We start from the raw sequence: 22,747 nt of genomic DNA, 5'->3' as shown, positions 1-22,747 counted from the left end.
GGATGATCGAGCCCACCAAGGCCGTTCTGCCCGAAACCGAGGCGCGCACGCCGGACGATCCCGACGCGCCGATGAACCCCAAGCAGGCGGTGCTGCTGCGCGATCTGTGCGACAAAACCGGCGAGGAGTTCGATGCCTCCCTGACCGAGCGGCAGGCCGATGAGCGGATAAGCGTGCTTCAGGAACAAATCGACAAGCGATAGGACTTTCGCGTCCCCTTCGGAAAGGTTTAATGCTGAACCATTCCGATCAGGGGAGAGACGACGCGATGGCCGACAGCACCGACGACACCGCCCGCGGGGGCTCCGACAGCCTGCGGCAGGCCGCGCTTGATTATCACCGGCTGCCCAAGCCCGGAAAGCTCGAGATCCGCGCCACGAAACCGCTGGCGAATGGACGGGATCTGTCCCGCGCCTACTCCCCCGGCGTCGCCGAAGCCTGTCTGGAAATCAAATCAAACCCCGACACGGCGCGCGACTACACCTCTCGCGGCAATCTCGTCGCCGTCGTCACCAACGGCACCGCCGTACTGGGGCTGGGCAATATCGGCGCGCTGGCCTCCAAGCCGGTGATGGAGGGCAAGGCGGTGCTCTTCAAGAAATTCGCCGATATCGATTGCTTCGACATCGAACTAGACCAGAGCGATCCAGAAAAGCTCGCCGAGATCGTCTGCGCGCTGGAGCCGACCTTCGGCGCGATCAATCTCGAGGACATCAAGGCCCCCGACTGCTTCATCGTCGAGAAGATCTGCCGCGAGCGGATGAACATCCCCGTCTTTCACGACGACCAGCACGGCACCGCGATCGTCGTGGGGGCCGCCGCCACCAACGCGCTGCGCGTGGCGGGCAAGTCCTTCGACGAGATCAAGGTCGTCTCGACCGGCGGGGGTGCTGCCGGCATCGCCTGTCTCGACATGCTGCTCAAGCTCGGCGTCCGCCGGGAGAACGTGTTCCTGTGCGACCTCGCGGGCCTCGTCCATGAGGGCCGGACCGAGGACATGACGCCGCAGAAGGCCGCCTATGCGCAGCCCGGCGGTGCGCGGGGCCTTGGAGATGTGATCGACGGCGCCGACCTGTTCCTCGGCCTGTCGGGCCCCGGCGTGCTCAAGCCCGAGATGGTCGGGCGCATGGCCGAACGTCCGATCATCTTCGCGCTCGCCAACCCGACGCCCGAGATCATGCCCAACCTCGCCCGAGAGGTGAAGCCCGGCGCCATCATCGCCACCGGCCGGTCGGATTTTCCGAACCAGGTCAACAACGTGCTGTGTTTCCCGTTCATCTTCCGCGGCGCGCTCGACGTCGGCGCTACGACGATCAACGACGAGATGAAGATCGCCTGCATCGAGGGCATCGCGGCGCTGGCGCGTGCGACGACCTCCGCCGAGGCCGCCGCCGCCTATAGCGGCGAGCAGCTGACATTCGGGCCCGACTACCTGATCCCGAAGCCCTTCGATCCGCGGCTGATGGGCGTCGTCGCCTCGGCCGTGGCCCGCGCGGCCATGGAAACCGGCGTCGCGGCGCGGCCGATCGACGACATGGCGGCCTACAAGGCCCGGCTCGACAGCTCGGTGTTCAAATCGGCGCTCCTGATGCGGCCTGTCTTCGACGCGGCCCGCTCCGCCGAGCGGCGGATCGTCTTTGCCGAGGGCGAGGACGAGCGGGTGCTGCGCGCCGCGCATGCGATCATCGAGGAGACCACCGACACGCCGATCCTGATCGGCCGCCCGGACGTGATCGAGACGCGCTGCGAGCGCGCGGGCCTCACCATCCGCCCCGGCATCGACTTCGAGATCGTGAACCCCGAGAACGACCCGCGCTATCGCGACTACTGGGGCAGCTATCACGAGATCATGGCCCGTCGCGGCGTCAGCCCCGACATCGCGCGCGCCGTGATGCGCACCAACACCACTGCCATCGGCGCAGTGATGGTGCAGCGCGGCGAGGCTGACAGCCTGATCTGCGGCACCTTCGGTCAATATCTGTGGCATCTCAACTACGTCACGCAGGTGCTGGGCACGCCCGACCTGCGTCCCGTGGGCGCGCTGTCGCTGATGATCCTCGAGGATGGGCCGCTCTTCGTGGCCGACACGCAGGTTCATGCCGAGCCCACGCCCGAGCAGATCGCCGAGACGGTTCTTGGCTGCGCGCGCCATATCCGCCGCTTCGGCATCGTGCCGCAGATCGCGCTGTGTTCGCATTCGCAGTTCGGCAATCTCGACATCTCCTCGGGCCGCCGGATGCGCGCCGCGCTCGAGATCCTCGACGCCGAGAGCCGCGACTTCGCCTATGAGGGCGAGATGCATGTCGACGCGGCACTCGACCCGGCTCTGCGCGAGAGGATCTTTCCCGGCGCGCGGCTCGACGGCGCAGCCAACTGCCTTGTCTTTGCCAACACCGACGCGGCGTCGGGCGTGCGAAACATCCTCAAGATGAAGGGCGCGGGCCTCGAGGTCGGACCGCTGCTGATGGGCTTGGGCAACCGCGCGCATATCGTGACGCCTTCGATCACGGCGCGCGGCCTTCTCAACATGTCGGCCATCGCGGGCACACCCGTCGCCCATTACGGCTGAACCTGCGAGGGGAGGCGCGCCCTCCCCCGCAACTCACTCTCCGAATACGCGACTTCTCCGGCCCGCCGCATCCGATCCAGGCGGGCGCGACGCTCGTGACGCTTGCCCGAACCCCTTGGGCGGGCGTAGGATTCCGCCTCGAGGGAGGACGGACATGACATACGCGGAAGTCTACGAGAGCTGGCGCGCCGACCCGGAGGGGTTCTGGTTGCAGGCGGCCCAGGCCATCGACTGGCACCGCCCGCCGAGCCGGGCGCTTTCGGACGAGAACGCCCCCCTGTACGCGTGGTATTCCGACGGGTTGGTCAATGGCTGTCACAACGCGGTGGACCGGCACGTGGCCGAGGGGCGCGCGCATGACATCGCCATCATCCATGACAGCCCGGTGACGGAAAGCCGTACCGAGATAACCTATGGCGATCTTCTGGGCCGCGTCGCGCGGCTTGCGGGCGCGCTCAAGGCGAGCGGTGTGGGAAAGGGCGACCGCGTCGTCATCTACATGCCGATGATCCCCGAGGCGCTCGAGGCAATGCTGGCCTGCGCGCGGATCGGGGCGATCCATTGCGTCGTCTTCGGCGGGTTCGCCGCGCGCGAGCTGGCGGTACGGATCGACGATTGCCGCCCCAAGGCGATCCTTGCCGCCTCTTGCGGGATCGAGCCGCACCGCGTCGTCCCCTACAAGCCGCTGCTCGATCAGGCACTGCGCGAAGCCGAACACGCGCCCGAGTTCTGCGTGATCCTGCAACGCCCGCAGGCCATGGCCGAGATCGAGCATGGCCGAGACATCGAATGGCACGATTTTCAGGAGGAGGCCGAGCCTGCCGACTGCGTGCCGGTCGAGGCGGACCACCCGGCCTACATCCTCTACACCTCCGGCACGACCGGTAAGCCCAAGGGCGTGGTGCGCCCCACCGGCGGGCACCTCGTGGCGCTGCACTGGACCATGAAGAACATCTACGACACCGCCCCCGGCGAGGTGTTCTGGGCCGCCTCCGACGTCGGCTGGGTCGTGGGCCACAGCTATATCTGCTACGCGCCCCTATTGCATGGCAACACCACCGTCGTCTATGAGGGCAAGCCCGTGGGCACGCCGGATGCGGGGGCCTTCTGGCGGGTCATCGCGCGCAACAAGGTGCGCACCTTCTTTACCGCCCCCACCGCGCTGCGCGCGATCAAGCGCGAGGATCCCGAAGGCCAGATGGCCAGGGCGCACGACCTCTCGGGCCTGCGCGCGATCTACCTCGCGGGCGAAAGGGCCGACCCCGACACGGTGGCCTGGGCCCGCGAAGTGGCGGGGGTTCCGGTCTATGACCACTGGTGGCAGACCGAAACCGGCTACACCATCACCGGCAATCCGGTGGGGATCGAGGCTCTGCCGGTCAAGGACGGCTCCTCGACCGTGCCGATGCCGGGTTACGACGTGCATATCCTCGACGAGGGCGGCCGGGACAAGCCGCGCGGCGAGTTGGGGGCCGTGGCGATCCGGCTGCCGCTGCCGCCCGGCACGCTGTCGGGCATCTGGGGCGACGAGGCGCGCTATCAGCGCAGCTACCTCTCGACCTATCCCGGCTATTACGCCACCGGCGATGCGGGGCTGATCGACGAGGATGGCTACGTGTCGATCCTCGCGCGGACCGACGACGTGATCAACGTGGCGGGGCATCGTCTTTCGACCGGAGGCATGGAGGAGGTGCTGGCCGATCATCCCGACGTGGCCGAATGCGCGGTGATCGGCGTGGCCGATCCGCTCAAGGGTCAACTGCCAATGGGCTTTTTGTGCCTCAACCGCAACTGCGCCCGCCCGGCCGAGGAAATCCTGCGTGAGGCGGTGGACCTCGTGCGCGAACGCGTCGGCCCGGTGGCGGCGTTCAAGCTGGCGGTGGTGGTCGAGCGGCTGCCCAAGACGCGCTCGGGCAAGATCCTGCGCGCCACCATGGCCAAGATCGCCGATGGCGAGGACTTCGCCATGCCCGCCACGATCGACGATCCGGCGATCCTCGACGAGTTGCGCGCCGCGATGGCGCCGCTGGGCTATGGCGCCTCGAAAGCCGCGGCGGGCTGAGACCGGTTCAGGCGAATTGCTCGCGGATCAGGCGTTCTTCGAGCCCGTGGCCCGGATCGAACAGGATCCGGTGCCGCACCCGTGGCTCGGAGCGTATCTCGACCGCGATCACGTCGCGCACGAGGCGGCTGTCGGCATCGGCCATCACCGGGCGCTTCTCGGCCTCCAGCACCTCGAAGCGGACCGTGGCGGCGGTGGGCAGCAGCGCCCCGCGCCAGCGCCGGGGCCGGAACGGCGCGATCGCGGTGAGCGCCAGCACGTCGGCCCCGATCGGCAGGATCGGCCCGTAGGCGGAGTAGTTGTAGGCCGTCGATCCGGCGGGCGTGGCCAGCATCGCGCCGTCGCAGACCAGCTCCTCGAGCCGCACCCGCCCGTCGACGATCACCTTGAGCTTCGCGGCCTGCGGCCCTGCACGCAAAAGGCTCACCTCGTTGATCCCGAGGCCCCGATGCACTTCGCCCGAGACGGTCTCGGCGGTCATGGCGAGAGGTTGATGATCGCCTCCTCGGCGGCGGCGAGCCGCTCGGGAAGGTCGTCTTCTGAGAACGCGTTCATCAGGAAACCGACGGTGCCGCGGTTCATACCGTAGACCGGCAGATCGAGCCCTTCGGTCGCGTGCAGCGTCTGCAGCATGAAGCCGTCGCCGCCGAGCGCCACGACGATGTCGGCCTCGTCGAGCGGGCTGTCCCCGTAGCGCGCGGCGAGCCGTTCGCGGGTCTCCTGCGCCACGGGGGTCTCGCTGGCCAGAAAGGCGATGCGGTCGATGCCCAAGTCCCTGTCTCCCCCCGATGCTGCCGATTGGTTGTCCGACAGCCGCCCCCGAAAGGCAAGCCGCGCGCCGCCGCGCCGCGAACGGCCCCCGCTGCGACGGTTTCGGGGCTTTTGGCCCCCTTGTCGCTGGGTTAAGAGTGCCGCGACGCAACCCCTCACGAGGTGTCCGAGATGACCGCTTCCACCCGCGACGACGGCTTTTTCACCGAAACGCTCGCCACCCGCGACCCCGAGATCGCCCGCGCGATCACCGATGAGCTTGGCCGTCAGCGCCACGAGATCGAGCTGATCGCGAGCGAGAACATCGTCTCGGCCGCCGTGCTTGAGGCGCAGGGCTCGGTGCTCACCAACAAGTACGCCGAAGGTTATCCGGGCCGTCGCTACTATGGCGGTTGTGAGTTTGCCGACGTGGCCGAGAACCTCGCCATCGACCGTGCCAAGCAGCTGTTCGACTGCGGCTTTGCCAACGTGCAGCCGAACTCCGGCTCACAGGCGAACCAAGGCGTGTTTCAGGCGCTCTTGCAGCCGGGCGACACCATCCTCGGGATGAGCCTCGACGCGGGCGGGCACCTGACCCACGGCGCCAAGCCGAACCAGTCGGGCAAGTGGTTCAACGCGATCCAGTACGGCGTGCGCCAGCAGGACCAGCAGATCGACTACGACCAAATCCAGTCGCTCGCCACCGAGCATCAGCCCAAAATGCTGATCGCCGGCGGCTCGGCCATTCCGCGGATCATCGATTTCGCCCGCATGCGCGAGATCGCCGACAGCGTCGGGGCGTGGCTGCTTGTCGACATGGCCCACTTCGCGGGTCTCGTGGCGGCGGGGCTCTACCCCTCGCCCTTCCCGCATGCGCATGTCGCCACCACCACCACGCACAAGACACTGCGCGGTCCGCGCGGCGGCATGATCCTCACCAATGACGAGGCCATCGCCAAGAAAGTCAACTCGGCGATCTTCCCGGGCATTCAGGGCGGCCCGCTCATGCATGTCATCGCCGGCAAGGCCGTGGCCTTCGGCGAGGCGCTGCGTCCCGAGTTCAAGACCTACCAGGAGCAGGTGGTCAAGAACGCCCAGGCGCTCGCCGATCAGCTGATGAGGGGCGGGCTCGACATCGTGACGGGCGGCACCGACAGTCACCTGATGCTCGTCGATCTGCGGCCCAAGAACGTGAAGGGCAACGCGACCGAGGACGCGCTGGGCCGCGCCAACATCACCTGCAACAAGAACGGCATCCCCTTCGACCCCGAAAAACCCGCCGTGACCTCGGGCATCCGCTTGGGCTCGCCCGCGGGCACCACCCGCGGCTTTGGCGAGGACGAGTTCCGGCAGATCGCCGACTGGATCGTCGAGGTGGTCGACGGGCTGGCGGCGAACGGCGCCGAGGGCAATGCGGATGTCGAGGCCAAGGTGCGCGGCGAGGTCGAGGCGCTGTGCGAGCGGTTCCCGCTCTACCCGAACCTCTGAAGACGCGGGCGCGGGGTCACAGGACCTCGCGCCACAGCACGCCCGCGATCAGCGCGGCGATGAGGATCGTGGCGGCCGAGCGCGCCCGCCTGATCCACAAGGCCCGGCGCAGCGCGTGGCGCAGCTCGTCCGGCTCCTCGGCCATGAGCCAGCTCTGCACGGTGACATAGGCCGTCTCGACCCGCTCCATGTCGATCGCCTCGGCCCGTCCGGGCATCCGCGCCACGGCCTCGGCGGCGGCGAGAAAGCGCGCGCGTGACAGGATCTCCGGCGGCAGCGCCGGGGCGGCGCGGTCGAGCCGGTCGCCAAGGCTGCGCCCCTCGACCCCTGCCCTGTCAGACAGAAGCCGGGAAATCTCGCGCGTCCAGCCGGTTATCGTGGTGCGGTCCATCCCTTTTGTTAGCGCCCCCGGCCCCGGCACTCAATGGGCGGTGTGGGGGCTGGCGTCATCGGGCGCATGCGCTACAACCTCTCTCATGCTCAACACCATCCTCACCGGAGAGCCCTCCGACCGCCCGCCCCTCCTGATCGTCCACGGCCTGTTCGGCTCGGCTCGCAACTGGGGCGTCATCGCGCGCCGCCTCGGCACCGACCGGCAGGTGATCTCGGTCGACATGCGCAACCACGGCGACAGCCACTGGACCGAGAGCCATGATTACTTCGGCATGGCCGAGGATCTGGCCGAGGTGCTGGAGCATCACGGGGCCTCGGACGTGCTGGGTCACTCCATGGGCGGCAAGGCGTCCATGGTCCTCGCCCTCACCCGCCCCGACCTCGTCCGCCGCCTCGTCGTGGCCGATATCGCCCCTGTCGAATACGGCCACGACCAGATCGACAACATCCGCAAGATGAAACAGGTCGATCTGGAGGCCATCGCCAGCCGGTCCGACGCCGCCGAGATGATGGGCGATCTGGAGGCCGCGACGGCGGCGTTCTTCCTGCAATCGCTAGATCTGTCGAAAAAGCGCTGGAAGCTGAACCTCGACGTGCTGGAGCGCGACATGGAGACGATCCTCGGTTTCCCGCAGGTCGAGGGGCGGTTCATTGGCCCTGCCCTGTTCCTGTCGGGGGCGAACTCGTCTTACGTGACCGAAGACCACCACGACGCGATCCGGGCGCTGTTCGCGGAGCCCAGCTTCGAAGTGATCGAGGGCGCCGGGCACTGGCTGCACGCGGAAAAGCCGCGCGAGGTAGAGGTGGCGGTGAGGGGCTTTCTGGAAGGCTGAGGCCCGCCTCGCGCCGGTGTGATCATCGGCGCGGGGAACGCTTTCGAGTGCGGAACATTATACGAACACCAAGACAGGAGATCGTATCATGACCGACAACCCCAAGAGCCATCCGCAGGGTAACGCCGAGAAGAACCCCGAGGATTGGGTGACCGGCGACGAGAAGATGACCGCGCGCAGGCGAGCTATCTCAAGACGCTGTCCGAGGAGGCCGGTGAGGCGTTCGACGACGGGCTAACCAAGGCCGAGGCCAGCGAGCGGATCGATGCGTTGCAGGAGAAGAGTGGGCGGGGTGAAAGATCGATATACGGTTAGGCCCCAAGCCCCGCTCCTTCGAATAGTTTCCGAAACTTGGATTCGCTGACGATTTTGATCGGATGCCCCTGACTTTTCAATTGAAATGCTCTCTGCATCTTCGTTCCCATTGATGCTAGACGCCAATCACGGGCAGCTTCATTCCCCACAATAACATAGGACACTTTTTTACTGACGCTTCTAGCTTGATTCAGACCCCTAGCGTTCAAGGCTTCGGCAAAATCTGCTCGTGAACATGCTTCAAAGTTGCCCGTCAGGACAAATACCTCATCCCTATGAAGATTCGATAAATCGAACTCCACATTATCATCGAGAACCGGAGATGAACCAAAAGTCGTAAGGCCAGTGTCGCTGTAACTATCCCCTACGAGCCTTGCTATCCAATCAGCGATCTCCCTTTCCTCATCGCTGTCGACTAAGTCGTCTTCAAGTGCCTCTGCGCATATGCGTTTTAGTGCCGTCACCCTTAAATCTTCCTGCAAATCAGATGGAGCACTCAACCGGTCAAGCAGAGAGCGAACCTCATTGATGGTGATCACGCCATCACATGCCACCCCGGCACAAAATCCTAATAATCTATTTGCGCTGCTTTTTGGGCAAGTTGTATCTATTTTTCCTAGACGACACTCAACAATGCAACCTATGAGCTGCAGTAGTTCAGAAACAGTGTCGACATAGTCCTGAGCAGCTTCAGTTAGAATCTCACGCGCATCGTCATCATTAAAGTTTTCACAGAATGCTTGGCATGTTTCGAGTAACGGCTCAACTTCCGTATTGTCTATTCTCTTATTCGCAAGAACCCCTTCAAGAAATCCCACAAAGTAGCACTCGCCTTTTGTTAAGTTTCTCTCGTTATGAATCCTGGCAAGGATAGGGCTTCCAACTTCGAACTTAGTCATAAAAAAAAAACCTCCAGCCATACAGCTGGAGGTTGCTTCATACTACTATAGGTAGTCAACTATAAGTTTAACTATCCATCTTCAACGCAGAGATGAACGCCTCCTGCGGAATGTCCACCTTGCCGAACTGGCGCATCTTCTTCTTGCCCGCCTTCTGCTTGTCCAACAGCTTGCGCTTTCGGGTCGCGTCGCCGCCATAGCACTTGGCCGTCACGTCCTTGCGCATCGCCGAAAGCGTCTCGCGGGCGATGACCTTGCCGCCGATCGCGGCCTGGATCGGGATCTTGAACATGTGGCGGGGGATCAGCTCCTTGAGCTTTTCCACCATCGCCCGGCCCCGCATCTCGGCCCGGTCGCGGTGCACCATCATCGACAGCGCGTCGACCGGCTCGTCATTGACGAGGATCGACATTTTCACGAGGTTGTCCTGCCGGTAGCCGGTGATCTGGTAGTCGAAGCTGGCGTAGCCTTGGTCACCGATTTCAGCCGGTCGTAGAAGTCGAACACCACCTCGTTGAGCGGCAGGTCATAGACCACCAGCGGGCGCGAGCCGCATAGGTCAGCTCCTGCTGAATGCCGCGCCGGTCCTGACACAGCTTGAGCACGTCGCCAGATAGTCGTCGGGGACCATGATCGTCGCCTTGATCCGCGGCTCCTCGATATGATCGACATGGGTGAGGTCGGGCATGTCGGCGGGGTTGTGCAGCTCCTGCATCGTGCCGTCGCGCATGTGCACGTGATAGACCACCGAGGGCGCGGTGGTGATCAGGTCGATGTCGTATTCCCGATCGATCCGGTCGCGGATGACTTCGAGGTGCAAGAGCCCGAGGAAACCGCAACGGAAGCCGAAGCCGAGGGCTGCCGAGGTCTCCATCTCGTAGGAGAAGGAGGCGTCGTTCAGCGCCAGCTTCTCGATGGCGTTGCGCAGATCCTCGAACTCGGCCGAATCGACCGGGAAGAGGCCGCAGAACACCACCGGCACCGAAGGCGCAAAGCCCGGCAGCGGCGTCGTCGCGCCCTTCTTCTCGTGGGTGATGGTGTCGCCGACCTTGGTGTCACGCACCTGCTTGATCGAGGCGGTGAGAAAGCCGATCTCGCCCGGCCCCAGCTCCTCGACCGGGAGCATGCCCGGCTTGAACACGCCGATCCGGTCGACCTGATGGATGGTGCCGTTCTGCATGAAGGTGATGCGGTCGTTCTTCTTGAGCACGCCGTCCATGATCCGCACGAGAACCACGACGCCCAGGTAGAGGTCGTACCACGAATCGATCAGCATCGCCTTGAGCGGCGCGTCGCGGTCGCCCTTGGGCGCGGGCAGGCGGTGGACGATGGCTTCGAGCGTCTCGCGGATGCCCTCGCCGGTCTTGGCAGAGACCAGCATCGCCTCGGAGGCGTCGATGCCGATCACGTCCTCGATCTGCTCCTTGATCCGGTCGGGCTCCGAGGCCGGCAGGTCGATCTTGTTCAGGACCGGGACGATCTCGTGATCCGCGTCGAGCGCGTGGTAAACGTTGGCGAGCGTCTGCGCCTCGACCCCTTGGGTCGAATCGACCACGAGAAGCGAGCCCTCGACCGCGCGCATCGAGCGGGAGACTTCATAGGCGAAATCGACGTGACCGGGCGTGTCGATCAGGTTGAGAACATAGGTCTCGCCATTGAGCGCCTTGTAGTCGATGCGGACGGTCTGCGCCTTGATGGTGATGCCGCGCTCGCGCTCGATGTCCATGCTGTCGAGCAGCTGGGCCTTCATCTCGCGGTCCTGCACCGTCCCGGTCGACTGGATCAGCCGGTCGGCAAGCGTCGATTTACCGTGGTCGATATGCGCCACGATGGAGAAGTTGCGGATGTGCGAAAGCTCGGTCATGGCCCGCATATGCAGGGGTTCGGTGTTTCGGTCAATGGGGCCGCGCGGGCGGGCCGCGCGCATCCGCTCACGCCATCGTGAGGCAAACCCCGATGCAGTGCCGCGTGGTCGAATTGCACAGCGCTCCGGCTTGCGTCATCTTGTGCCCCGGCAGAGCAGCACCGCGATCCGGGTCAACCCGGGCCGGTCGGACGGGGATACGGGCATGCGCATCATCATTTCCATCATCGCGCTTTCGGCGCTGGCGGCCTGCGGCAGCGGGCGGCCCTCCGGGGCGATCAGCCGCGCCTGCGAGGCAAGCGGCAGGCCGGCGGCCAATGCCTCGCTGTGCTCTTGCGTCCAGGGCGCGGCCGACGCGACCCTCTCGGGGAGCGAGCAGCGGCGGGCGGCGAAGTTCTTCAAGGACCCGCAAAAGGCGCAGGATACCCGGCAGGCGACGGCACCGCGGCGTTCTGGCGCCGCTACAAGGCCTTTGCCGAGCGGGCCGAGGCAATCTGCCGCTGAGGCTGGACAGAGCGCGGCCGCCCCGCGACAACGGGGCATGAGCATCGAGATCGAGGATCTGGCCGCGCGTCTGGTCGCGGGCGAACGACGGGCGCTGGCGCGGGCGATCACGCTCGTGGAGAGCACCCGCACCGATCACCGCGCCGCCGCCGAGGCGCTGCTCGACCGTCTGGCGGACCCATCGCGCGCGGCGTTGCGCGTCGGGCTGTCCGGTACGCCGGGCGTCGGCAAGTCGAGCGTGATCGAGGCATTGGGCCTGCGGCTGGTTGACGCCGGGAAACGCGTGGCGGTGCTGGCGGTCGATCCGTCCTCGGCGCGCTCGGGCGGCTCGATCTTGGGCGACAAGACCCGGATGGAGCAGCTGAGCCGCGAGAGTTGCGCTTTCATCCGCCCCTCCCCCGCCGCCGCGCAGCTCGGTGGCGTGGCGAGGCGCACCCGCGAGGCGATGCTGCTCTGCGAAGCGGCGGGCTTCGATGTGGTGATCGCCGAGACGGTCGGTGTGGGCCAGTCCGAAACGCTGGTCTCCCGCATGACGGACGTGTTCCTCCTGCTGCTCGCCCCCGCCGGTGGCGACGAACTTCAGGGCGTGAAGCGCGGCATCATGGAGATCGCGGATCTGGTGCTGGTCAACAAGGCCGATGGCGATCTCGCGGCGCAGGCGATGCGCACGCGGGCCGATTACGCGGGCGCGCTGCGACTGATGCGCGGGCGCGACACCGACCCCGAGGGCATTCCGGCGGCACGGACGATCTCGGCCCTCACCGGCGCCGGGCTGGATGAGGCCTGGGCCGAGGTGGAGCGACTGGCTGCATGGCGGCGCGACAGCGGTGTGACGGCGCGGATGCGGTCGGCGCAGGCCGGCCAGTGGTTCGAAGACGAGCTGCGCGCGGGCGTCGAGGCTCTCTTGGCCTCGGACGCCGCTCTCGCGGCCCGGCTCGGGAAGATGCGTGCCGAGGTCGAGGCGGGGCGCGCGGCCCCCTCGGCGGCAGCACGCACGGTGCTCGATCCACTCGCGCGGGCGCTGCGGGGCGCTTGACGGGGCCATGGAATCCCCGTAAGGCCCCCTGACCGAATTCATGGCCCGGCCCCGTTGCCGACGCCGTATCCCTGCCCCCGGGCGCGGATTTCTGCCAGGCCCCGAGACACGAAGGATGAGACCATGTCGCGCCGTTGCGAACTGACCGGAAAAGGCCCGATGACTGGCAACAATGTCAGCCACGCCAAGAACAGGACCCGTCGCCGGTTCCTGCCCAACCTGCAAGATGTGACGATGCTGTCGGACACGCTGGGCCGCAGCTTCAAGTTCCGCATCTCCTCGCATGCGCTGCGCTCGGTCGATCACCGTGGCGGGCTCGACGCCTTCCTGACCAAAGCAAAGGCCGAGGACCTGTCGGACGCCGCTCTGAAGGTCAAGAAAGAGCTCGCGAAGGCCGCTGCCGCCAACGCCTGATCCTTTCGGATCGCGATCAGAAAGGCCCGGCCCTCTCGCGAGGCGCCGGGCCTTTTCACATGCGACTTTGCACCTGAAATACTCCGGGGGAGCCGCCGACGGGCGGCGGGGGCAGCGTCCCAGACCCGGCCGATCCGAGGCGCGCCATGACCCGACTGCCGATCGACGATGCCCTGCCCGACCTGCTCGCCGCGATCAAGCGCAAGGGACAGGCGGTGCTGATGGCCCCGCCCGGCGCGGGCAAGACGACGCGGGTGCCGCTGGCGATGCTGCCAAGGATCACGGGGCGCATCATCATGCTCGAGCCGCGCCGCCTCGCCGCCCGTGCGGCAGCCATGCGGATGGCCGCGACGCTGGGCGAACGGGTCGGCGAGACGGTCGGATTTCGCATCCGTGGCGAGGCCAAGGTTTCCAAGGGCACCCGGATCGAGGTCGTGACCGAAGGCATCCTGACGCGGATGGTGCAATCGGACCCCGAGCTTTCGGGCATCGGCGCGGTGATCTTCGACGAATTCCACGAACGCTCTCTCAACGCCGATTTCGGCCTCGCTCTGTGCCTCGAAATCCGGGCCGCGCTGCGCGAGGATCTGGTGCTCGTGGCGATGTCGGCCACGCTCGACGCGCAGCCCGTGGCCGATCTGATGGGCGCGCCGGTCGTCGTCTCCGAAGGCCGCAGCTTTCCGGTCGAGACGCGCTGGCTCGACCGCCCGCTCGGGCCGCGCGCACGGCTTGAGACGGAGACCGCCGACCTCGTGGTCCGGGCCGCCGCCGAGGCTGAAGGTTCGATCTTGGTGTTCCTGCCCGGCGAGGGCGAGATCCGGCGGGTTCAGGGGCTGCTGACGTCGCGCCTCTCGGGTTGCGAGGTGCTGCCGCTTTATGGTGCGCTGCCGCCCGCCCAACAGGCCGCGGCGCTGGAGCCGGGGAGGGGCAGACGGGTGGTGCTGGCGACCTCCATCGCCGAGACTTCGCTGACGATCCCCGACATCCGCGTCGTCGTCGATGCGGGCCGCGCCCGCCGGGCCCGTTTCGACCCCGGATCGGGCATGTCGCGGTTGGTAACGGAAAAGGCCACGCGGGCCGAGGCCGATCAGCGCGCGGGCCGCGCCGGCCGGGTCGCCCCCGGCGTCGCCTATCGCCTTTGGACCCGTGGCGAGGAGGGCGCGCTCGCAGCCTTTCCCCTGCCCGAGATCGCCAGCGCCGACCTCGCGCCGCTGGCGCTCGAACTGGCGCAATGGGGCTCGGAGGCCCTGCCCTTCCTGACCCCGCCGCCCGGCCCCGCCCTCACCGAGGCGCAGGCGCTCCTGCGCGATCTGGGCGCGCTCGACGGTGCGGGCTCGATCACCGCGCATGGACGCCGCCTTGCCGGGCTGCCGCTGCATCCCCGGCTGGGCCATATGCTGGAACTGGCGGGCGCGCAGGCGGCCCCTCTCGCCGCTCTCATGGGCGAGCGCGACCCGATGCGCGGCGCGGGGGCCGACCTCTCCGTCCGCCTCGCCGCCATCGCCGGACGGCGCGACCTGCCCGGTGGCCCGGACATGGGCGCGCTCGCCCGCATCCGCGACGAGGCGAAACGCCTGTCGCGGGGCCGCGCCACGGGTCCCGAAATGTCGCCCGGCGCGATGGCCGCACTCGCCTATCCCGACCGGATCGGGCTGCGCCGGCCGGGCGACGATCCGCGCTGGCTGCTGTCGGGCGGGCGCGGCGCGGTGATGGCAGCGACCGATCCGCTTGCGGGCGCCCGGCTGATCGTGGCAACGGATCTCTCCGACGACGTACCCGAGGCGCGGCTCCGCATGGCGGCGCGGATCGAGGAGGCGGAGCTGCGCGAGATCTTTCCCGACCGCATCGCCGAGGTGACGCTCTGCGACTGGTCCAAGCGCGAGAACCGTGTCGTGGCGCGATTGCAGGAGCGTCTCGGCGCCATCGCCCTGTCGGACCGGATCTGGCGCGACGCCCCCGAGGATCAGGTTGCCCGCGCCATGCTGATCGGCGTGCGCCAGCTCGGCCTGCGCCCCTCGCCCGCCGCCGAGCGGTTTCGCACCCGGGTCCTGCTGGTGCGCGCGGGCGGCGCAGATCTGCCGGACCTGTCGGACGACACCCTCATGGAGACGCTGGAGGACTGGCTGCTGCCGTTCCTCGGTGACGTGAGGAGCGCGGGCGACTGGAAGGGTTTCGACCTGCTCGGGCCGTGGCGCGCGATGCTCGACTGGAACCAGACCCAGACGCTCGACCGCGAGGCGCCGCCGGGCTTCACCACGCCGCTGGGGCGGCAGGTTCCGATCGATTATGACGACGCGCAGCCCGCGGTTTCGCTCAGGCTGCAGGAGGTGTTCGGCGTCACGCGGCACCCGACCGTCGGCGGCACGCCTCTCAAGATGACACTCCTTTCGCCCGCCGGGCGGCCGGTGCAGGTCACCGACGACCTGCCCGGCTTCTGGGCCAGCTCCTATGCGGATGTGCGCCGTGATATGAGCGGCCGCTATCCCCGCCACCCTTGGCCCGAAGACCCGACCGAGGCGGCGCCGACCCTGCGCGCCAAGCCGCGCGGGACCTGATTCCGACGTCGCGGCTATCGTGCCACAATTTGCCCCAGGCCGTAGGATATGGATTGGTCAGATTGCATTACCTGTTCGTGATGTTATGTTAATGATCACAAGAACAAGAACGGTACGATTATCGAGGCAGCTTCAGATGAGCCCTAAGGACCTACCGGACGACATGTCCGGCAACTACACCACCCCGATCCACCGCCAACTCGCCGCCCTGTGCCATCGCAAGGGCGAAAAGGGCCGCGAAGTGCTTCTCGTGACCTCCTCCGAAGGGCGCTGGATCCTGCCCAAGGGCTGGCCCATGGAGGGCAAGCACGACAGCGAAGCCGCACTGGTCGAGGCTTGGGAAGAGGCCGGTGTCCGCGAGGGCAAGGTCAAGCGCAAGCCCATCGGCACCTTCGTCGCGGTCAAGCAGTCCAAGCACGGGGATGAGGACATCTGCATCACGCGGGTGTTCGAGGTGAAGGCCAAGAAGGTGCTCGATATCTATCCCGAGGTGAAGCGCCGCGACAGGCGCTGGGTCTCGGCGAAGGCCGCCGCGCGCCTCGTCACCGAGGACGGGCTGCGCGAGATTCTGCGAAACCTCTGAGCCTCAGGCGTTCAGAAGCCCCTCCACGACCTCGGGCAGCGACGCCGCTTCGACATCCGCCTCGGCCATGACCGCGCTGCGCGGCTTGCTCTTGCGTGCGACATAACCGGTGACCAGCCCGGCGCTGCGCGCGCCCTGCACGTCCCAACCATGTGCCGCGACGAGGGCGAGCCGTTCGGGCGGCACGCCGATCCGCGCGGCGGCGTGGTGGTAGACCCGCGCCACCGGTTTCCAGTGGCCTACCTCGTCGACCGAGATCACCTGCGAGACCAGCTCCGACAGCCCGTTTCGCTCGATCAGCGCACGAGTGACCTTTTCGCTGCCATTGGTCACCGTGGCAATCGGCACGCCGGCCCGCGCCACCGCCTGCATCGCGGGCTTTACATCCGGTTCGGCATCAAGCTCGGTAAAGCCCGAAAGGATCGCCTCGATCCTCTCCGCACGCCTCCCGATGCCCTTGGCGGTCATCATCACGTCGAGCGTGGCCTCGGCCACTTCCCGGAACGGCCTGTAGATGTCGAGCGCGCCCAGCGCGAAGGCGTCGCGCAGCATCTGTGCGAACCAGCTCTCGAGTTGGTAACTCTCAAGGCCGGCCTGCTCCATCCGGGGGCGCAGTTTTTCCAACGAGAACAGCGTCTCCACGGCGTCGAAGGCGATGGCGTCGGGGCGGGGCATGGCGGTCTCCGGTGCTTGGAATCCGGAAACAACGCAAGGCACAGGCCCGCGTTCCCCGTCACAGATCGCGGGCGTAGTGCGAAAGCGACAGCGGCGCGCCGTGCAGTTCGGCCATCACGGGCGCCTCCCCCGTGGGCATGAAGCCATTGGTCTCCAGTACCCGGATCGAGGCGACATGGTGTTCGGGGACCTTTGCCTTCAGCCGATCGAGCCCGATTTCGCGCGCCATGTGGATCGCCACGCCCAGCGCCGCGCGGGCAAGGCCCTGCCGCGCATGGGCGGGCCCGACGCGGTAGCCGACCTCCGCCTCGCGGCCGCGCGGCCCATCGGTGATGCCGGTCAGGTTGACCCGGCCCATGATCGTCCCGTCCATGGCCCGCACCAGAAAGAAGCGGGCACGCTCGGCCTCCGGCCCCTCCAGCATCTCACGCAGGATCTCGCGCAGCGCGTCCGCGTCGAAATAGGCCGCCGGGCGCGGCGGCACCTCGCGCTCGAACCAGTCGCGGTTCGCCACCTCGAGGCCGCGAGCGCCTCGGCATCCTCGACGGCGAGCGGCACCAGCCGGAACGGGGGCGTCACACGCCCAGGCACCAGCGCATGACCGCCTTTTGCGCATGCAGCCGGTTCTCGGCCTCGTCGAAGATCACCGAATGCGGCCCGTCCATCACCTCGCTCGTCGCCTCGTCGTCGCGATGCGCGGGCAGGCAGTGCATGAAGAGCGCGTCCGGCTTGGCGCGACCCATCAGCTCGGCATTGACCTGATAGCCGCGCAGCTGGTTGTGCCGACGCTCGCGCGCCGAGACCGGGTCGTGCATCGACACCCATGTGTCGGTGACCACGAGATCGGCGCCTTCGACCGCCGCCATCGGATCGCGGACGATCTCGATATTGCCGCCCGCCGCGCGCGCCGCCTCGAGGATCTCGGGCTCGGGGTCGAGCGGGCGCGGCCCGGTGAAGACGAGGTCGAACTCGAACTGCGCGGCGGCCTGCGCAAAGCTCGCGAAGACGTTGTTGCCGTCGCCGGACCAGACGACCTTGCGGCCCTTGATCGGCCCGCGATGCTCCTCGAAGGTCATGATGTCGGCCATGATCTGGCACGGGTGGGTGCGGTTCGTGAGACCGTTGATCACCGGCACGGTGGCGTTCTCGGCCATCTCCAGCAGGGTCTGCTCCTCGAAGGTGCGGATCATGATGAGATCGACGTAGCGCGACAGCACCCGCGCCGTGTCGGCGATGGTCTCGCCATGGCCGAGCTGCATGTCGGTGCCCGACAGCACCATGGTCTGCGCGCCCATCTGCCGCGCGCCCACGTCAAAGCTGACACGGGTGCGGGTCGAGGGCTTCTCGAAGATCAGCGCGACCATCCGCCCGTCGAGTGGTGTCTCGTCGTCGCACATCCCCTTGGGGCGGTCGCGGCGCGCGTCCTTCATGGTGCGGGCCTGGCCGATCATCTGGCGCAGATCGGCGGTGGGCGTGGGCAGGATGTCGAGGAAATGGGTCATGGCTGTCTCTTCGGTCTGGTGTCGGAAAGCGGGCGTTGCCCGTCGTCGCTGCCGCGACCTCCTCCCGCGTCATGGGTGAACGGTGATCTCATGCCCGCGCCAGCGTCATCAGCCGGATCGGCGTGCCGTCCTCGCAGGGCATCACGGCGTCGCCTTCGAAGCCCGCGCGCAGATAGGCGGCGATGGCGCGGGTGTTGTCGGGCGAGGGATCGACCGCGACGAGCGGTGCGCCCGCGGCGATCAGCTGCAGGGCCCGCGCCCGCAGAAAGGCCGCCCCGTGGCCGCGCCCGAGATAGGCCGGATCACCAAGGAAGGAATCCATGCCGCGCGCGCCCTTGGGGAGCTGCGCGTAATGCGGCATGTCGTAGAAATGCGCTTCGTAATCCTGCACATAGGCGAAGGGATGCCCCTCATGCTCGACGATGCGCATGTCGGTGCCGGTGTTGCCCTCGGCCCAGTCGCGGGTGATCTCGGCCCATTCGGTGGCGGCATCGCCCCACCAGCCGCCGATATGCGGCTCCGCCAGCCAGCGGTCGAAGAGCCGCCGGTCGGAGGCGACCAGCGGCCTGAAGCGGTAGTTACCCGGCATCGGACCCGACCCGCGCCGCCACCCGGTCGAGCCGGGACAGCGCCTCGTCGATCTCGGCCTCGGCGATGTTGAGAGGCGGCAGCAGGCGCACCACGTTGTCGGCGGCAGGCACGGTGAGCACGCCTTCGGCATAGCCCGCCTGCACCAGATCGGCCGGCGCGCCCTTGCATTTCAGCCCGAGCATCAGCCCGGTTCCGCGCACGCCCTCGAACACCTCCGGGTGGCTGGCGACGAGCCCTTCGAGCCCTTGGCGCAGCCGTCCCGACCGGGCGCGGACGCCGTCGAGGAAGTCTTCGCTCGCGACGATCTCCATCACCTTCGCCCCCACGGCGCAGGCCAGCGGGTTGCCGCCATAGGTCGAGCCATGCGTGCCCGCCACCATGCAGGCCGCCGCCGCCTCGGTCGCCAGCACCGCACCTAGGGGAAAGCCGCCGCCGATGCCCTTGGCGACCATCATGATGTCCGGCGTAACGCCCGCCCATTCATGGGCGAACAACTTGCCGGTCCGGCCCATGCCACACTGCACCTCGTCGAAGATCAGCAGCGCGCCGATATCGTCGCACAGGTCGCGCAGCCCCTTCAGGCACTGGTCGGGAACGGGCCGGATGCCGCCCTCGCCCTGCACCGGCTCGATCAGGATCGCGCCGACATCGGCCTGCGCCGCCGCCTCGCGCAGCGCCTCGTGATCGCCCCATGGCAGCTGCGTGAAACCCGACAGAAGCGGCCCGAACCCCTTGGTCATCTTCTCGGTCCCGACGGCGGCGATCGCGGCCGAGGACCGACCGTGGAACGCGCCTTCGAAGGTCAGGATGCGGGTCCGCTCGGGCTGGCCCTGATCATGCCAGTATTTCCGCGCCATCTTCACCACCAGCTCCATCGCTTCGGTGCCCGAGTTGGTGAAGAAGCAGGTGTCGGCGAAGGTGCGCTCGACCAGCGCGTCGGCCAGCTTCTGCTGCGCCGGGATCTGGTAGAGATTCGACACATGCCACAGCGCGTTCGCTTGGGTGGTCAGCGCATCCACGAGATCGGGGTTGGCGTGCCCCAACGCGTTGACCGCGATGCCCGCGCCGAGATCGAGATATCGCCGCCCGTCCTCGGTCTGCAGCCAGACGCCCTCGCCCTTCACGAAGGACAGCGGCGCGCGGTTGTAGGTCGGCAGGATCGAGGGGATCATGGCAATGGTCCTGTAAGAGGCCCCGTTGGTGCCGCAGCGGCAGGGGCGAGTCAATTGTCGCGGGGGGAGGAAGACGCAAAAGAGGCCGCGTCGCGAAGCGGGTGGGCTTCAGCGTCGGCGTCGGGGGGCGGCAAAGGCGGCGATCTGCGTCATGGGCGCGACGTTAGGCGAGGAAGACGCGGACGAAAAGAGGAAAACCGCCGCGCGGGCCGGAGGCGATGTCGGATGATCCCGAACGCCCGGAGGCACATGGCACGGCGCAATCTCGCAATCCGTATCGAAGCTGCGGCGGATGCAGATCAGACCCCGGAAACAGCCGTCCGCGCCGGATCTTGCCGATGACCCGTTCTATCGGCGCAGGTAGCGCCGCCAGCGCAGCCGCCCCTCGCGCGTCGGGGGAACGGGGGTGAAGAGGTTGCGCTCCAGCACCCGGATCGAGCCCGCATTGCCGGGATCGGTCTCGGCCAGAAGCGCCCCGAGCCCCTCGTCGCCCGCGCGTGTCACGAAGGCCCCGACCGCTGCGCCCGCAAGCCCGCGGCCGCGCTGGCCCGGCGAGACGGCATAGCCGAACTCGGCATGACCCGCCGCATCCATGCCGTTGAGCAGCACAAAGCCGACCATGAGATCGCCCTCGACGATCAGGCAGGCGCCCCAGCCCTGCAACGCGCGCAGATCCTCGCAGCGCCGCGCCAGCAGCATCGCCACCGGCGCCGTCACCAGCCCCGCCTCGGGCAGCAAGAGCCCCTGCGGCGGCAGCCCGACGGCGAGGCGTTCGAAATCGGCGGGAACGGCGTCGCGCAGCAGGCTCACGGCTTGAGCCTGTAGCCCTTTCGCAGCCAGGTCCAGGCCAGGCCGACCACCACCAAGCAGGACACCAGCGCCACGCCGAGGCCCAGAACGGGCGAGCTGTCCGACACGCCGATCATGCCGTAGCGCGCCCCGTCGATCAGGTAGAAGAACGGGTTGGCGTGGCTCATCACCTGCATGAAGCCCGGCAGCGCGTCGATCGAGTAGAAGGTGCCCGACAGGAAGGCGAGCGGCGTCACGAGGAAATTGGTGATCGCGGCGAGTTGGTCGAACTTCTGCGCATAGATCCCGGCGATGAGCCCGAGCGATCCCATGAAGATCGAGCCCAGCACCCAGAAGGTCAGCGCCCAGAAGGGATGCGCCAGACCGACGCCCAGAAACAGCCAGACGCCGATGGTGATGACCACCGCGACGATCAGCCCGCGCGCCACCGATCCTGCGACGTAACCGGCCAGAACCTCGGCCGGTGACAGCGGCGCCATCAGCGTGTCGACGATGTTGCCCTGCACCTTGGCCGAAGCCAGCGAGGACGAGGTGTTGGCGAAAGCCTGCTGGATCACCGTCATCATCAGCAGGCCGGGGGCGAGGAAATGCAGGAAAGCCACGCCCATCACGTCGCCCCTCTGCGGGCCGATGGCGATGGTGAAGATGAGCAGGAACAGCGCCGCGTTGATCAGCGGCGCCATCACCGTCTGCGCCCAGACGTTCAGAAAGCGGCGGATCTCGCGGCTTGCGAGCGTCGCGGTGCCCAATGTGTTGAACCGGCCGAAACGGCGGATCCCCTGGTCGGTGTCGGTGCTCATATGCGTGCCTCCTGAGGTCGGGGTTGTAGCCGTCATGCGCGCGGTGGCAAGGCTGGTGGAGATGGCATCGCATCCGCATCGACACGCGCCGCGACGCGCGGTGCGGGTTGAACTGCCGCGCGTGGCTGTGTAAATCGGCACGTCGCAACTGAAACGGCGGGCCACCGCCCAACCGATCGGAGGCATTGCATGTCCTGGACCGACGAGCGCGTCGAAACGCTCAAGAAAATGTGGAACGAGGGCCAGTCGGCGAGCCAGATCGCCAAGGAACTCGGTGGCGTGACGCGCAACGCCGTGATCGGCAAGGTCCATCGCCTGGGCCTGTCGAACCGCACCGGCGTGGCACCGCAGCCCGCGCCTCCCGCGCCCCAGACGGCGCCCTCCGCGCCTGCGCAGCCCACGGCCGCGCGGCCCGAGCCCGCGCCCGCGCCGCAGGCCAAGCCCGAACCGAAGACCGAGGCGGAGGACGAGGACGACGCGCCGATCCCGATGAGCGCGGCGCGGCGCGCCATCATCCCGGCCGGTCAGCCGCTGCCGCCGCAGCCCTCGGCCAACGAAATCAGCCCCGAGGCGCTCGCCAAGGTGTCCGAGATCGAGAAGGGCGCCAAGAAATTGACCCTGATGGAGCTGACCGAGAAGACCTGCAAATGGCCGGTGGGCGATCCCGCGACCGACAATTTCTGGTTCTGCGGCCTGCCGACCCAATCGGGCAAGCCCTATTGCGAGGCCCATGTCGGCGTCGCCTTCCAACCGATGTCCTCGCGCCGCGACCGCCGCCGCTGAAGCCGCGGACCAATGTGCCTGAACAAAGGGCCGCTTCTTCGGAAGCGGCCCTTTTCGTTTGCCGAACGCCGCGCCCTGCCCTGCCCCGGCCACGTCGGCACTACGCGTTTAGTTGCGAATTATTCTCAATCCAGTTGACTTCCTGCGAA

Annotated in this window: 22 protein-coding genes and 2 pseudogenes; 12 read left to right on the top strand and 12 right to left on the bottom strand. The window is 67.4% G+C overall.

Features of this window, described 5'->3' with window-relative positions; all coding sequences use genetic code 11:
• The first annotated feature begins 2 nt into the window (after positions 1–2).
• The 3 genes from MBELCI_RS01970 (at position 3) to MBELCI_RS01960 (ending at position 4,631) form a co-directional block, all read left to right on the top strand.
• Entirely contained in the window at positions 3–203 is a 201-nt protein-coding gene (locus tag MBELCI_RS01970; protein ID WP_021692465.1) for a hypothetical protein, read from the top strand.
• Between the two features lie 65 nt (positions 204–268).
• A complete protein-coding gene (locus MBELCI_RS01965; protein ID WP_045319596.1) occupies positions 269–2,569 on the top strand; it encodes an NADP-dependent malic enzyme in 2,301 nt (766 codons plus the stop codon).
• A 154-nt stretch (positions 2,570–2,723) separates the two neighbouring features.
• A complete protein-coding gene (locus MBELCI_RS01960; protein WP_021692463.1) occupies positions 2,724–4,631 on the top strand; it encodes an AMP-binding protein in 1,908 nt (635 codons plus the stop codon).
• Between the two features lie 7 nt (positions 4,632–4,638).
• On the opposite strand, the pseudogene MBELCI_RS01955 reads toward MBELCI_RS01960, so the two are convergent.
• Positions 4,639–5,402: pseudogene (locus tag MBELCI_RS01955) on the bottom strand (NAD kinase).
• Between the two features lie 171 nt (positions 5,403–5,573).
• Here MBELCI_RS01955 and glyA point away from each other — a divergent pair.
• Complete coding sequence (gene glyA, locus MBELCI_RS01950) at positions 5,574–6,869, top strand: serine hydroxymethyltransferase (protein WP_021692460.1); 1,296 nt, start codon at positions 5,574–5,576, stop codon at positions 6,867–6,869.
• A gap of 16 nt (positions 6,870–6,885) precedes the next feature.
• Here the strand turns inward: glyA and MBELCI_RS01945 are convergent, their stop codons facing one another.
• On the bottom strand, positions 6,886–7,260 hold the full coding sequence (locus MBELCI_RS01945) for a hypothetical protein (RefSeq protein ID WP_021692459.1): 375 nt from the start codon (positions 7,258–7,260) through the stop codon (positions 6,886–6,888).
• A gap of 85 nt (positions 7,261–7,345) precedes the next feature.
• Here MBELCI_RS01945 and MBELCI_RS01940 point away from each other — a divergent pair, with 85 nt between their 5' ends.
• The 3 genes from MBELCI_RS01940 (at position 7,346) to MBELCI_RS22445 (ending at position 8,410) form a co-directional block, all read left to right on the top strand.
• Complete coding sequence (locus MBELCI_RS01940; protein WP_021692458.1) at positions 7,346–8,095, top strand: alpha/beta fold hydrolase; 750 nt, start codon at positions 7,346–7,348, stop codon at positions 8,093–8,095.
• A gap of 88 nt (positions 8,096–8,183) precedes the next feature.
• On the top strand, positions 8,184–8,333 hold the full coding sequence (locus MBELCI_RS01935) for a DUF3072 domain-containing protein (protein WP_021692457.1): 150 nt from the start codon (positions 8,184–8,186) through the stop codon (positions 8,331–8,333).
• The gene (locus MBELCI_RS22445; RefSeq protein ID WP_369385337.1) at positions 8,294–8,410 is read left to right on the top strand and encodes a DUF3072 domain-containing protein; all 117 of its coding nucleotides are present in this window, start codon (positions 8,294–8,296) and stop codon (positions 8,408–8,410) included. Before MBELCI_RS01935 ends, MBELCI_RS22445 begins: the two co-directional genes overlap by 40 nt.
• Here the strand turns inward: MBELCI_RS22445 and MBELCI_RS20660 are convergent.
• The 3 genes and pseudogenes from MBELCI_RS20660 to MBELCI_RS01925 all read right to left on the bottom strand — a co-directional run bounded on the left by MBELCI_RS20660 (position 8,407) and on the right by MBELCI_RS01925 (position 11,575).
• Positions 8,407–9,309, bottom strand: coding sequence for a BRCT domain-containing protein (locus tag MBELCI_RS20660; RefSeq protein WP_131505497.1), 903 nt, complete (start codon positions 9,307–9,309; stop codon positions 8,407–8,409). The genes MBELCI_RS22445 and MBELCI_RS20660 overlap by 4 nt on opposite strands.
• 67 nt (positions 9,310–9,376) lie before the next feature.
• A pseudogene (lepA, locus tag MBELCI_RS01930) lies at positions 9,377–11,173 on the bottom strand (translation elongation factor 4).
• A 135-nt stretch (positions 11,174–11,308) separates the two neighbouring features.
• Positions 11,309–11,575 (bottom strand): hypothetical protein, encoded by a 267-nt coding sequence (locus MBELCI_RS01925; protein WP_045319585.1) that lies wholly within the window; start codon positions 11,573–11,575, stop codon positions 11,309–11,311.
• A 139-nt stretch (positions 11,576–11,714) separates the two neighbouring features.
• On the opposite strand from MBELCI_RS01925, the gene meaB reads away from it, so the two are divergent.
• From meaB to MBELCI_RS01905, 4 genes are all read left to right on the top strand, one after another.
• A complete protein-coding gene (meaB, locus tag MBELCI_RS01920) occupies positions 11,715–12,713 on the top strand; it encodes a methylmalonyl Co-A mutase-associated GTPase MeaB (RefSeq protein ID WP_021692451.1) in 999 nt (332 codons plus the stop codon).
• Positions 12,714–12,836: 123 nt separating this feature from the next.
• Positions 12,837–13,127: a 50S ribosomal protein L28 gene (gene rpmB / locus MBELCI_RS01915; RefSeq protein WP_021692450.1), complete on the top strand. Its 291-nt coding sequence runs from the start codon at positions 12,837–12,839 to the stop codon at positions 13,125–13,127.
• 146 nt (positions 13,128–13,273) lie between these two features.
• Positions 13,274–15,682, top strand: coding sequence for an ATP-dependent helicase HrpB (gene hrpB, locus MBELCI_RS01910; protein ID WP_021692449.1), 2,409 nt, complete (start codon positions 13,274–13,276; stop codon positions 15,680–15,682).
• A 136-nt stretch (positions 15,683–15,818) separates the two neighbouring features.
• Positions 15,819–16,265, top strand: coding sequence for an NUDIX hydrolase (locus tag MBELCI_RS01905; RefSeq protein ID WP_045319584.1), 447 nt, complete (start codon positions 15,819–15,821; stop codon positions 16,263–16,265).
• Between the two features lie 3 nt (positions 16,266–16,268).
• Here MBELCI_RS01905 and MBELCI_RS01900 read toward each other — a convergent pair whose 3' ends face one another.
• From MBELCI_RS01900 to MBELCI_RS01870, 7 genes are all read right to left on the bottom strand, one after another.
• Positions 16,269–16,940 carry a haloacid dehalogenase type II gene (locus MBELCI_RS01900; RefSeq protein ID WP_021692447.1) on the bottom strand — a complete coding sequence of 224 codons (672 nt, stop codon included), beginning with the start codon at positions 16,938–16,940 and terminating at the stop codon, positions 16,269–16,271.
• A gap of 58 nt (positions 16,941–16,998) precedes the next feature.
• On the bottom strand, positions 16,999–17,454 hold the full coding sequence (locus MBELCI_RS01895; RefSeq protein ID WP_021692446.1) for a GNAT family N-acetyltransferase: 456 nt from the start codon (positions 17,452–17,454) through the stop codon (positions 16,999–17,001).
• A 61-nt stretch (positions 17,455–17,515) separates the two neighbouring features.
• Positions 17,516–18,442, bottom strand: a complete 927-nt coding sequence (argF, locus tag MBELCI_RS01890) for an ornithine carbamoyltransferase (RefSeq protein WP_021692445.1) — start codon at positions 18,440–18,442, stop codon at positions 17,516–17,518.
• Between the two features lie 88 nt (positions 18,443–18,530).
• Positions 18,531–19,031 (bottom strand): GNAT family N-acetyltransferase, encoded by a 501-nt coding sequence (locus MBELCI_RS01885; protein WP_021692444.1) that lies wholly within the window; start codon positions 19,029–19,031, stop codon positions 18,531–18,533.
• Entirely contained in the window at positions 19,021–20,205 is a 1,185-nt protein-coding gene (locus MBELCI_RS01880; RefSeq protein ID WP_021692443.1) for an aspartate aminotransferase family protein, read from the bottom strand. The genes MBELCI_RS01885 and MBELCI_RS01880 overlap by 11 nt, the downstream gene beginning before the upstream one ends.
• A 348-nt stretch (positions 20,206–20,553) precedes the next feature.
• Positions 20,554–21,015 carry a GNAT family N-acetyltransferase gene (locus MBELCI_RS19120; RefSeq protein WP_021692442.1) on the bottom strand — a complete coding sequence of 154 codons (462 nt, stop codon included), beginning with the start codon at positions 21,013–21,015 and terminating at the stop codon, positions 20,554–20,556.
• Entirely contained in the window at positions 21,012–21,815 is an 804-nt protein-coding gene (locus MBELCI_RS01870; protein ID WP_045319583.1) for an ABC transporter permease, read from the bottom strand. The genes MBELCI_RS19120 and MBELCI_RS01870 overlap by 4 nt, the downstream gene beginning before the upstream one ends.
• A 189-nt stretch (positions 21,816–22,004) precedes the next feature.
• On the opposite strand from MBELCI_RS01870, the gene MBELCI_RS01865 reads away from it, so the two are divergent.
• Positions 22,005–22,598, top strand: coding sequence for a GcrA family cell cycle regulator (locus MBELCI_RS01865; protein ID WP_021692440.1), 594 nt, complete (start codon positions 22,005–22,007; stop codon positions 22,596–22,598).
• Positions 22,599–22,747: the final 149 nt, after the last annotated feature.

It is taken from the genome of Limimaricola cinnabarinus LL-001, assembly GCF_000466965.1.
Taxonomy (GTDB): Bacteria; Pseudomonadota; Alphaproteobacteria; order Rhodobacterales; family Rhodobacteraceae; genus Limimaricola; species Limimaricola cinnabarinus.
The sequence above is the reverse complement of the archived record's forward strand: the minus strand, read 5'-3'. Positions and strand labels throughout refer to the sequence as shown.

Bases quoted from the DNA above. Each gene is read 5' to 3' on its own strand.
- MBELCI_RS01970 (WP_021692465.1), top strand. From the start codon at position 3: ATGATCGAGCCCACCAAGGCCGTTCTGCCCGAAACCGAGGCGCGCACG.
- MBELCI_RS01965 (WP_045319596.1), top strand. From the start codon at position 269: ATGGCCGACAGCACCGACGACACCGCCCGCGGGGGCTCCGACAGCCTG.
- MBELCI_RS01960 (WP_021692463.1), top strand. From the start codon at position 2,724: ATGACATACGCGGAAGTCTACGAGAGCTGGCGCGCCGACCCGGAGGGG.
- glyA (WP_021692460.1), top strand. From the start codon at position 5,574: ATGACCGCTTCCACCCGCGACGACGGCTTTTTCACCGAAACGCTCGCC.
- MBELCI_RS01945 (WP_021692459.1), bottom strand. From the start codon at position 7,260: ATGGACCGCACCACGATAACCGGCTGGACGCGCGAGATTTCCCGGCTT.
- MBELCI_RS01940 (WP_021692458.1), top strand. From the start codon at position 7,346: ATGCTCAACACCATCCTCACCGGAGAGCCCTCCGACCGCCCGCCCCTC.
- MBELCI_RS01935 (WP_021692457.1), top strand. From the start codon at position 8,184: ATGACCGACAACCCCAAGAGCCATCCGCAGGGTAACGCCGAGAAGAAC.
- MBELCI_RS20660 (WP_131505497.1), bottom strand. From the start codon at position 9,309: ATGACTAAGTTCGAAGTTGGAAGCCCTATCCTTGCCAGGATTCATAAC.
- meaB (WP_021692451.1), top strand. From the start codon at position 11,715: ATGAGCATCGAGATCGAGGATCTGGCCGCGCGTCTGGTCGCGGGCGAA.
- rpmB (WP_021692450.1), top strand. From the start codon at position 12,837: ATGTCGCGCCGTTGCGAACTGACCGGAAAAGGCCCGATGACTGGCAAC.
- hrpB (WP_021692449.1), top strand. From the start codon at position 13,274: ATGACCCGACTGCCGATCGACGATGCCCTGCCCGACCTGCTCGCCGCG.
- MBELCI_RS01905 (WP_045319584.1), top strand. From the start codon at position 15,819: ATGAGCCCTAAGGACCTACCGGACGACATGTCCGGCAACTACACCACC.
- MBELCI_RS01900 (WP_021692447.1), bottom strand. From the start codon at position 16,940: ATGCCCCGCCCCGACGCCATCGCCTTCGACGCCGTGGAGACGCTGTTC.
- argF (WP_021692445.1), bottom strand. From the start codon at position 18,442: ATGACCCATTTCCTCGACATCCTGCCCACGCCCACCGCCGATCTGCGC.
- MBELCI_RS01885 (WP_021692444.1), bottom strand. From the start codon at position 19,031: ATGCCGGGTAACTACCGCTTCAGGCCGCTGGTCGCCTCCGACCGGCGG.
- MBELCI_RS01880 (WP_021692443.1), bottom strand. From the start codon at position 20,205: ATGATCCCCTCGATCCTGCCGACCTACAACCGCGCGCCGCTGTCCTTC.
- MBELCI_RS01870 (WP_045319583.1), bottom strand. From the start codon at position 21,815: ATGAGCACCGACACCGACCAGGGGATCCGCCGTTTCGGCCGGTTCAAC.
- MBELCI_RS01865 (WP_021692440.1), top strand. From the start codon at position 22,005: ATGTCCTGGACCGACGAGCGCGTCGAAACGCTCAAGAAAATGTGGAAC.